The organism is Candidatus Electrothrix sp., assembly GCF_052785085.1.
This window is the reverse complement of record NZ_JALAAI010000151.1, coordinates 1-8,344: the sequence shown is the minus strand read 5'-3', so window position 1 is coordinate 8,344 and position 8,344 is coordinate 1. Positions and strand designations below refer to the sequence as shown.

Genomic DNA, 8,344 nt, shown 5'->3' with positions numbered 1-8,344 from the left:
GATTGACAGAAGCGGGCTTTTAGCTTGTTAATTTGGTGACCGATTTTTTTGATTGGTTTTGAAAATGTCATATGTCTCTCTGTAGCTTATTGATGTGAAAATTTCATTATTACAAGAAATCAATAGCCGTGTCAATATGTTATGACATCTGTGGCTAAATTAATTTTCTGAATTCTCAATAAATACAACTCGTTCATAAAGGCCAAGCCTTAAAGTCGTGCCATTAGCTGCTCTGCCTTTTTTCGTGTTTGTTCTGTTTGTTCTTGTTAATCGCTTTGCACCAAAAAACAAAAAATTATCTCAGCAGCAGTGTAATTACTCCTGAAAAAGGGGAAAAGGTTAATGCATTTTTCAGGATTTAAGCTATAGTTGCACCTGTGACAGTACGGGCTCTGATTCGATCTCTGATACATTTGCGAGACAGACTCAAAAGAGCAAATTCTGCCTATGTAGTAAAATACAAAAAAAAGATTGGATGATTTACCATAAACCGGAGAACAGTTCATGTCAAAACAACAAAGTTCCTTCCACCTGAAGGATTTGCGGGATAATGACCATGTCGAGGATCATAGCGGGGTTTTGGATCAACTGGATCTGCCCCCGACGGTGGTTGATTTTTTACAGCGAAATCAGCGTAAAATCTGGACCGTGGTCACCATTATTGCTGTGGTGGTTATTATTGTCTCGCTGTATGACTCCTATCGTACCTATACCTTAAACAAGGCCGCCAAGGCCTATGATGCGGCTCTGCTTTTGGAAGGGAAAGAACGGGTAGCAGCCCTGAGTAAAATAAAGGACGATTTTAGCTCAACCCCCTCTGCTGTCTGGAGTCAAATTCAGTTGGCCCGTCTTGACCAGGAAGAAGGCAAGTATAAGGGCGCTATAGAGCGTTTAGAAGCCTTGAACAGCGAACTGAAACAAGATGATCTGCTCAAACCTTTGGTGATGGTTAATCTCGGTGCCTTGTACGAGCAGCAGCAGGAACTTGACAAGGCTGTTGTTGCTTATGAGAATTTGCAGAAGAAAGAGGGCTTTAAAGCGATGGCCTTGAGCAATCTTGCCCGTATTTATGAGGCTATGGGCAAGAAGGAACAGGCTGTTGCTCTGTATCAGCGCTATATGAGCCTGACAGAGGGCAAAAAAGAAGAGGTTGGCCCTGCTCCGCAGAATTCTCTGGCTCGTGATATGGTTCAGGCCAGTCTGAATCGTCTGTTGCAGTAGCGTAGAGATTTTCCCATGAAGATTATACGGTCTCCCCAGGAAATGACTGTCTGGTCTCAAGAGCAGGCCCTTGCAGGCAGGACCATTGGTTTCGTTCCCACTATGGGCTTTTTTCATGAAGGCCATCTTGCCCTTATGCGGCGGGCTGGTGAGTTGGCAGATCAGGTAGTGGTGAGCCTTTTTGTCAATCCTACCCAGTTTGGCCCTCAAGAGGATTTGACAGCCTATCCCAGGGATTTTGAACGAGACCAGGCCTTGGCAGACAGCGTTGGGGTAGAGGTGATCTTTGCCCCGGAGGCAGAGGATATGTATCCTTATGGAGCTAAGACAGCAGTGACTGTTGGGGAGGAGCTGACAGGTCAGCTTTGCGGGACCTCCCGTCCTGGCCATTTTACCGGGGTTGCCACCGTGGTGAGCAAGCTCTTTAATATTGTTCGTCCTGATTTGGCTGTGTTTGGAGAAAAGGATTTTCAGCAGCTGGCCGTGATTCGGCAGATGACAACGGATTTGAACTTTGGGGTGAAGATTATAGGCCATCCTGTTATCCGGGAAAAAGATGGTTTAGCCATGAGTTCCCGCAATACCTATCTGCAACCAAAGGAACGGGAGTCCGCACTCAGTCTTTTCCGTGCCTTGGCAATGGCCCGAACTCTAGTCGCAGAGGGCAAGCGAGATGCGGCACAGCTCACTGTTGAGTTAGAACGATTTATTCTCTCTTTTCCCGGTACGGCAGTGGATTATATCAGCTTTGTTGATCAGTTTACGCTTCAGCCGGTTGCCGAGGTCAATAAGGATACGGTACTGGCTTTGGCTGTGAAGATCAACGGCAGGGTGCGGCTGATTGATAATGGGTTTGTTGATGAAAAAACTCTCTGACAGCTATCTTAAAATTGTTGAGTGGAGCGAAGAAGATCAGTGTTACATCGGACGTTGTCCCGGTCTCATGTTGGGAGGCGTACATGGTGATGATAAGGCCGCTGTTGACAGAGAATTGTGCAAGATTGTTGAAGAGTGGATTGAGATTCATCAGGAAGATGATATTCCCTTACCTGAAGTGATCAACTGATGGAAAATATTTTCTCCACTTTGCCGTCCGACCCGGAGTATGAAGTTTTCGATGAACTGCTTCACGCGAAAAATATCCGCATTGAACGCATTGTCTCCAAGGGCCATGTTTCACCGGAGACCGGTTGGTATGATCAGGAAGAACACGAATGGGTGCTAGTGCTGGAAGGGGCCGGAACGCTGTTGTTTGCCGAGGATAAGCGGCAGGTGACCCTACGAAAGGGCGATTATCTCCATATCCCGGCGCATACAAAGCATAAAGTCATCTGGACGGAACCGGAAGCCCTGACGGTCTGGTTGGCCGTACATTATGGAAAATTTTGAGGAGAAGAACACAGGTTATGCGTGCAAAAAAAATGATTCTTGAAACAGACCGGCACGGACGGCTGCTGTTTCAGCCGGAGTTACCCGCCGGTGTTCGCATTGAGGCAATCTTTCTTATACCGGAGAAGAAAGAAGAAACGGGCAAGAGGCGGAGACCGTCTCCACGTATCCACGGAAAAGGAAAGATTCTCGGAGATATCATGTCCCCCGTTGTACCTCCTGAAGACTGGGATGTTTTGAAATGATTCTGCTGGATACACATATCTGGGTACGCTGGCTGTTGCCGGACGATCCTTTGCCCGACAACTTGACAAAGTTGATCAAAACAGCGGACGATGCATTGGCTGTTTCTTCTATATCATGCTGGGAAGTTGTTCTGCTGGAAAGGTTTCATCGAATAAAATTGCCGCTCCCTGTTGATGAATGGTTGACAGAAGCATTGAGCGGTTCAGATATCATCGCACTGCCTATTGATGAAAACATCGCAAGGCTGGCGGGGCGACTGCCGTATCACCACAAAGATCCGGCGGACAGGTTTATTATTGCCACCTCTATTATCAATAATGCAAGAATAATCAGTCTCGACAGCTGGTTTCCATCATATACAGAACTGGCTGACCTTTTGATCACCGGCTCATGACTGGTTAACTATAAACAGTGAAAAAGTAATCTGATGCAGCGAACAATGCTAAAATCCAAGATCCACCGGGCAACCATTACCGAAGCGGATCTTAATTATGACGGCAGCCTGAGTATTGATCAGGACCTGCTGGATGCCGCCGGGATTATCCCTTTTGAGCGGGTCAAGGTTTATAATATCAATAATGGCGAACGCTTTGACACCTATGCTATCCAAGGTAAAAGAGGAACTGGTGTCATCGGATTGAATGGAGCTGCTGCCCGGAAAGGACATGTAGGGGATTTGATTATCATCGTGACCTATGCTCAGTACGATGAACTCGAGCTGAAGGATTTTGCACCAAAGATTATTCTTTGCGATGAGAAGAATGGTATTCGGAAATTGATTGATAAGTAAAGTAGATGAGATAAAGAGCATCCTGATGCCCGTTAACAACGGGCCGTTTGCCGTTTACAATACTGCGTTTTACGCTTCAAATGAGCCATTCAAGGTTTAAAATGTGATGTTTGAAGTTTACAACGTGACGTTGCAAGCGTGCAGCGAGGCATTTGATGCTTACAATGCGATGTTGTGAACGGACAAGGAGGCGGGTGAAGTGTGTTGGTGATACCGGTCAATCATTTGAAACGTATAATATAATTACCTAATTCGATAATCGCATATAGTTAGCTGGACAGCACGAATATGATAAACAAAACAGAGGAAATAAAAACTGTTGCCTCTTTTGTTAACGAATTAATATCGTTGGCACGGCTGAAAAGTTATCTTAATATTGCGGCCTCAAACTTTTTTGTTTTTGAAAATGTTCAGTTTGATACCCGAGTTGTATTTGGTTTGTATTCTTGGGAAAGATGCCTGTCAAAAATTGATAAGTTCGATTTGATTCTTGGCGATCTACCTCTTGCGATGGGTAGACCGGAACTGTATGAATTCGGTAAAAATAAGTTAAAAATCCGTTGCAACTGGAGGGAAATCTTAAAATCACTTCAATATCTTTCGGAAAATGGTTTGGCAATTTTCATCGTTGAACCGTATGGTTTTGGAATATCGGAAGGTAAAAAGCTTGAAGCTGCTTTGAATTCAGAAGGTTATTTTATCAGTGCTATATTCAATGCTCCAGAAGGGATATTACGGCCAGAAACATCAATCACACCTGTTTTTGTTGTTATTAAGAAGGGAAAGACTAATTCGGTATTTATTGCAGAATTGCTGGATGAATCACAGGCGCATCAGGTAGCCAAGAATTATCATTCTGGGATTATTGCGGAGGATTTAGCTCGTGGAATGATGATTGAAAAAGGGACATTTCAAGGGTTTCCTCGCATACGAATAAAACAGCAAATAGAGAAACTGGAAACTCAGTACAAAGAATACAAAGCGTATAGCATAGGAGATATTGCAAGGGAAGTTAACTCGGTGGCTCAAGGAAAAGAACATTGTGAAAAAAGAAATTCTCTATATATTCCCAAGATAGGTAACTCGCCCGTTGTGACGAGACTTGCAGATACCACTATTAAGCACCATTATTATTTTCAAGTTGTTCTTAACGAAAAAGCTGACAACGAATATGTATCCGTATTCTTTAAATCCAAGTTAGGTCGTCTCATCCTTCAATCATTAACATCGGGACAGACTATACGGCATCTCTCTAAACGAGATTTAGAGCAGGCAACAATTGCTTTGCCCTCGTCCGATGTTCAGGAACTCATTATAGATTCGCAGCATAAGCTTCATAAGCTGAAAAGTGCAATTGATAGCTTCAACGAGGAGTTGGCATTGAATCCAACCAGCTCGACATCAATTTCTTCTCAGTTGGATAACATGCTAAAAGCCATTGGTGGACTTACAAAAGTAGATGAAGTTTACAGTCTGATTAGGCAAGGTGAATCAAAGACGATAGAATTTAAGGAAACATTAAGCCTTGATGTAAGAAAGAAAAGCAAAGAAAAATATATTGAATTGTCAGTACTAAAAACGATTGTTGCATTTTTAAATACAGAAGGTGGAGTTCTCTTGGTTGGCGTTACAGATAAAGGTAATATTCAAGGGCTAGATATTGAAATCAATAAGTTTTATAAAGGCAATAAAGATAAATTTTTTCTTCATGTTAAAAACTTGATCAAAAAAAGGATTGGCGAAGAGTTTTATCCGTTTATTGAGTATGAATTAATAAAAGTTAAACAGAAAGATATCCTTGTCGTTAGCTGCAAAGGATCAAACTCACCCTGTTATCTAGATAATGCGGAATTTTACGTGAGAACTAACCCTGCTACTGACAAGCTTGATGGCCCTAAGCTCGTTGAGTATGTAAAGAACCATTTTGGGTAAACTCTCGTTGAAGTATAGAGCCATCTACGAAATTAAAAAATGAAAGTGAGGAACAACCATGCCCGGTTTTGAAGTATTCGGAGAAGAAGAAAAACAACAGGCCCTGGAGGTGTTTGACACCGGTGTCCTGTTTCGCTATGAATTCGGTGAGCAGCGCAAGGGCGTGTACAAGGTGCGTGAATTTGAGCAGGCCTTTGCCCAGTACACGGGCGCTGCCCATGCCCAGGCCGTGACCTCGGGAACCGCTGCTTTGAAAGTCGCTTTAGCCGCTCTCGGGGTGGGTATCGGCGATGAAGTGATCACTCAGGGTTTTACCTTTGTTGCTACCTGGGAAGCTATTCTCGATATCGGCGCTGTGCCGGTTTTTACAGAAGTGGATCAGACCCTGAACATGGACCCGAATGATCTGGAGCAAAAAATCACCTCGAAAACACGGGCTGTTATCCCGGTACACATGCTCGGTGCTCCGGCCAGGATCGTGGAAATCAAGGCCATTGCAGATAAATACGGCGTTCCGGTTCTGGAAGACACAGCTCAAGCCGCCGGGGCTCGGCTGGGTGGACAGCATCTCGGCACCTTTGGTCATTTCGGCACCTTTTCCTTTGATTCGGTCAAAACCATGACCACTGGTGAAGGCGGGATGGTTATCACCAATAATGAAGAGCTGTGGCGCAATTGTTCCGAGTATCATGATCACGGGCATGACCATGCGGTTAATCCCGGTGGACGGGGTGGGGAGGGGCGCCGCTTTATCGGCTTCAATTACCGGATGATGGAGCTGCAAGGGGCTATCGGACTGGCCCAGTTGGCGAAGTTAGATGCTATGATTGCCTCCCAGCAGAAGAATAAGGCCATCCTCAAAGAAGCTGCCTCTAAGATTGCAGGCGTGAGTTTCCGGGATATTTTGGATGAGCAGGGTGACTCTGCCACCTTTTTTGCTTTTATGTTGCCGGATAAAGAGCAGGCTGCTAAGATCAATCAGGTATTGCGGGATAATCAAGCAGGAGCTATCAATTTTGGAGAAAACAGCTGGCATTTTTATCCTTCCTGGGAACATCTCCTTAAAGGAAAAACCTTAGCCCAAAACGGCTGGCCCTTTAATGCCCACGGCAAGCGCCGCGTTATTTACGATCCTGAGTCCTTACCTGCTTCTGTTGAGTTAATGAGCCGAACCTTGGTGTATCAGGTTCCGGTTAACCTGAGTGATAGGCAGCGGGATACTATGCTGGCAGCACTTGGTAAGGCTGCTGGGTTGTAGCTGAGTGGACTCGTTGAGCTCATTTTCAATTATATATAACTCATAATAGCGCCCTTAAAATAATATGTTTGGAATAGGTTTGCCAGAAATGATCGTGATTCTGGCTGTAGCATTAATTGTTGTCGGCCCAGATAAACTACCTGAGCTGGCTCGTTCGCTGGCAAAGGGTGTTAATGAGCTCAAAAACACCATGAATCAGGTGAAAGACAGTCTGAACGAAGAAACAAAAGTTGTCAGCTCTGTAAAGCAGGAACTTCAACAGACAGCTGGTCAAATGAAGACGAGAATGCTGGAAGATGTCACAACATCTCCAAATCACTGGAAGCAGGAAGGCGAAAGTACCGCTGACACAGCTTTTACGCAAGAGGATGAGGTGATGGAAGAAGAAGCTCCATATTCCAGGCCAGAGGGAGAAACTCAAGTAGCTCAGGATAAAGTTATTCAGAATGACAGTCCATCAAACCAATCAAACCAATTAGAGGCTGTTGAAAAGACCCTTAAAGATGAAGGTGAATCTGTTGAACTTGATGTTGAGCTTGAGAGGAAGGGGCAGAATACAGAAGAAAAGGATTCATCTGCATCCGGCCCTGGTTCTGTTGCATGAATACCGATTTTATCAACAGTTCATTTTTTCAGCGTTTTCGTCCTCACCATCAGGAGCTGAGAAAAAGGGTTATCAAGGGATTTGCGGCCATTGCACTCAGCACAGCACTTGCTTACCTCTTTATTGATTCTCTGGCTCTTCTCTGCACTCGCCCGCTCTTTGAGGCAGCTCCAACTCTGGAGAGATTGGTGTATACCAAGCTGACGGATGCTTTTGTCTCCTATATTAAACTTGCCTTGCTCACAGGGATTATAGTGAGCTTTCCTTACCTGCTCTATCAGGCATGGATGTTTGTTGCTCCGGGCCTATTAAAAGAGGAGCGTATTATCGCCCGCAGGATTATTTTTTGGTCAACAGGTCTGTTTATAGGTGGGGCTTTGTTTGCCTTTTTTATTGTCCTTCCTAAAGTGCTCACTTTTTTTATGAGCTATGGAGGAGAGAATCTCATCCCTTTGCCGAAGCTGAGCCTTTATCTGACCTTTGTGGCCCGTATGGTCCTTGCCTTTGCCATATCTTTTGAAATTCCCTTTCTTATGGTGATGACGATCTGGTCAGGACTTGTTAGTCGTGATTATTTCAAAACACAGCGCAAGTATTTTTACATAGCTATTGTTGTGCTTGCTTTTCTCCTCACAGCTGGTGAAGTGACAGCAACTGTTCTGCTTGCCTTTCCTTTGTTTATCCTTTATGAAGCCGGGATTTTTGCTGGGCGGATTTTTGTCAAAGATCAGAGCGTGGGGTGAAAATTATCTGGGCGTGGTTTCTTACAAACATTTTCAGCAATTCCCGGACACGACAACGATATACGCCTGTTGAGCATTTTTGCTCTCTCTGGAGAGACTCAGGCGTTCTTCCCTATAGCAATGTGACTATTTTCCTGGCCGTCCAGCTAACTTTCTCTTCA

The 8,344-nt window shown here is 44.6% G+C and carries 11 protein-coding genes; all 11 read left to right on the top strand.

What is annotated here, in order from left to right; translation table 11 throughout:
* Window positions 1-504 precede the first annotated feature (504 nt).
* The 11 genes from L2082_RS17210 (at window position 505) to tatC (ending at window position 8,183) form a co-directional block, all read left to right on the top strand.
* Window positions 505-1,221 (top strand): YfgM family protein, encoded by a 717-nt coding sequence (locus L2082_RS17210; RefSeq protein WP_446010108.1) that lies wholly within the window; start codon window positions 505-507, stop codon window positions 1,219-1,221.
* 15 nt (window positions 1,222-1,236) lie between these two features.
* Window positions 1,237-2,097, top strand: a complete 861-nt coding sequence (gene panC / locus L2082_RS17205; protein ID WP_446010109.1) for a pantoate--beta-alanine ligase — start codon at window positions 1,237-1,239, stop codon at window positions 2,095-2,097.
* Window positions 2,081-2,287 (top strand): hypothetical protein, encoded by a 207-nt coding sequence (locus L2082_RS17200; protein ID WP_446010110.1) that lies wholly within the window; start codon window positions 2,081-2,083, stop codon window positions 2,285-2,287. The genes panC and L2082_RS17200 overlap by 17 nt, the downstream gene beginning before the upstream one ends.
* The gene (locus L2082_RS17195) at window positions 2,287-2,610 is read left to right on the top strand and encodes a cupin domain-containing protein (RefSeq protein WP_446010111.1); all 324 of its coding nucleotides are present in this window, start codon (window positions 2,287-2,289) and stop codon (window positions 2,608-2,610) included. The genes L2082_RS17200 and L2082_RS17195 overlap by 1 nt, the downstream gene beginning before the upstream one ends.
* A gap of 17 nt (window positions 2,611-2,627) precedes the next feature.
* The gene (locus L2082_RS17190) at window positions 2,628-2,855 is read left to right on the top strand and encodes a hypothetical protein (RefSeq protein WP_446010112.1); all 228 of its coding nucleotides are present in this window, start codon (window positions 2,628-2,630) and stop codon (window positions 2,853-2,855) included.
* Complete coding sequence (locus L2082_RS17185; protein WP_446010113.1) at window positions 2,852-3,250, top strand: type II toxin-antitoxin system VapC family toxin; 399 nt, start codon at window positions 2,852-2,854, stop codon at window positions 3,248-3,250. The genes L2082_RS17190 and L2082_RS17185 overlap by 4 nt, the downstream gene beginning before the upstream one ends.
* Before the next feature lie 33 nt (window positions 3,251-3,283).
* Window positions 3,284-3,646, top strand: coding sequence for an aspartate 1-decarboxylase (gene panD / locus L2082_RS17180; protein ID WP_446010114.1), 363 nt, complete (start codon window positions 3,284-3,286; stop codon window positions 3,644-3,646).
* A gap of 288 nt (window positions 3,647-3,934) precedes the next feature.
* Entirely contained in the window at window positions 3,935-5,578 is a 1,644-nt protein-coding gene (locus tag L2082_RS17175; protein ID WP_446010115.1) for an RNA-binding domain-containing protein, read from the top strand.
* 58 nt (window positions 5,579-5,636) lie between these two features.
* The gene (locus tag L2082_RS17170) at window positions 5,637-6,836 is read left to right on the top strand and encodes a DegT/DnrJ/EryC1/StrS family aminotransferase (RefSeq protein ID WP_446010116.1); all 1,200 of its coding nucleotides are present in this window, start codon (window positions 5,637-5,639) and stop codon (window positions 6,834-6,836) included.
* Window positions 6,837-6,900: 64 nt separating this feature from the next.
* Complete coding sequence (tatB, locus tag L2082_RS17165) at window positions 6,901-7,440, top strand: Sec-independent protein translocase protein TatB (protein WP_446012029.1); 540 nt, start codon at window positions 6,901-6,903, stop codon at window positions 7,438-7,440.
* Entirely contained in the window at window positions 7,437-8,183 is a 747-nt protein-coding gene (tatC, locus tag L2082_RS17160) for a twin-arginine translocase subunit TatC (RefSeq protein ID WP_446010117.1), read from the top strand. Before tatB ends, tatC begins: the two co-directional genes overlap by 4 nt.
* Window positions 8,184-8,344 lie beyond the last annotated feature (161 nt).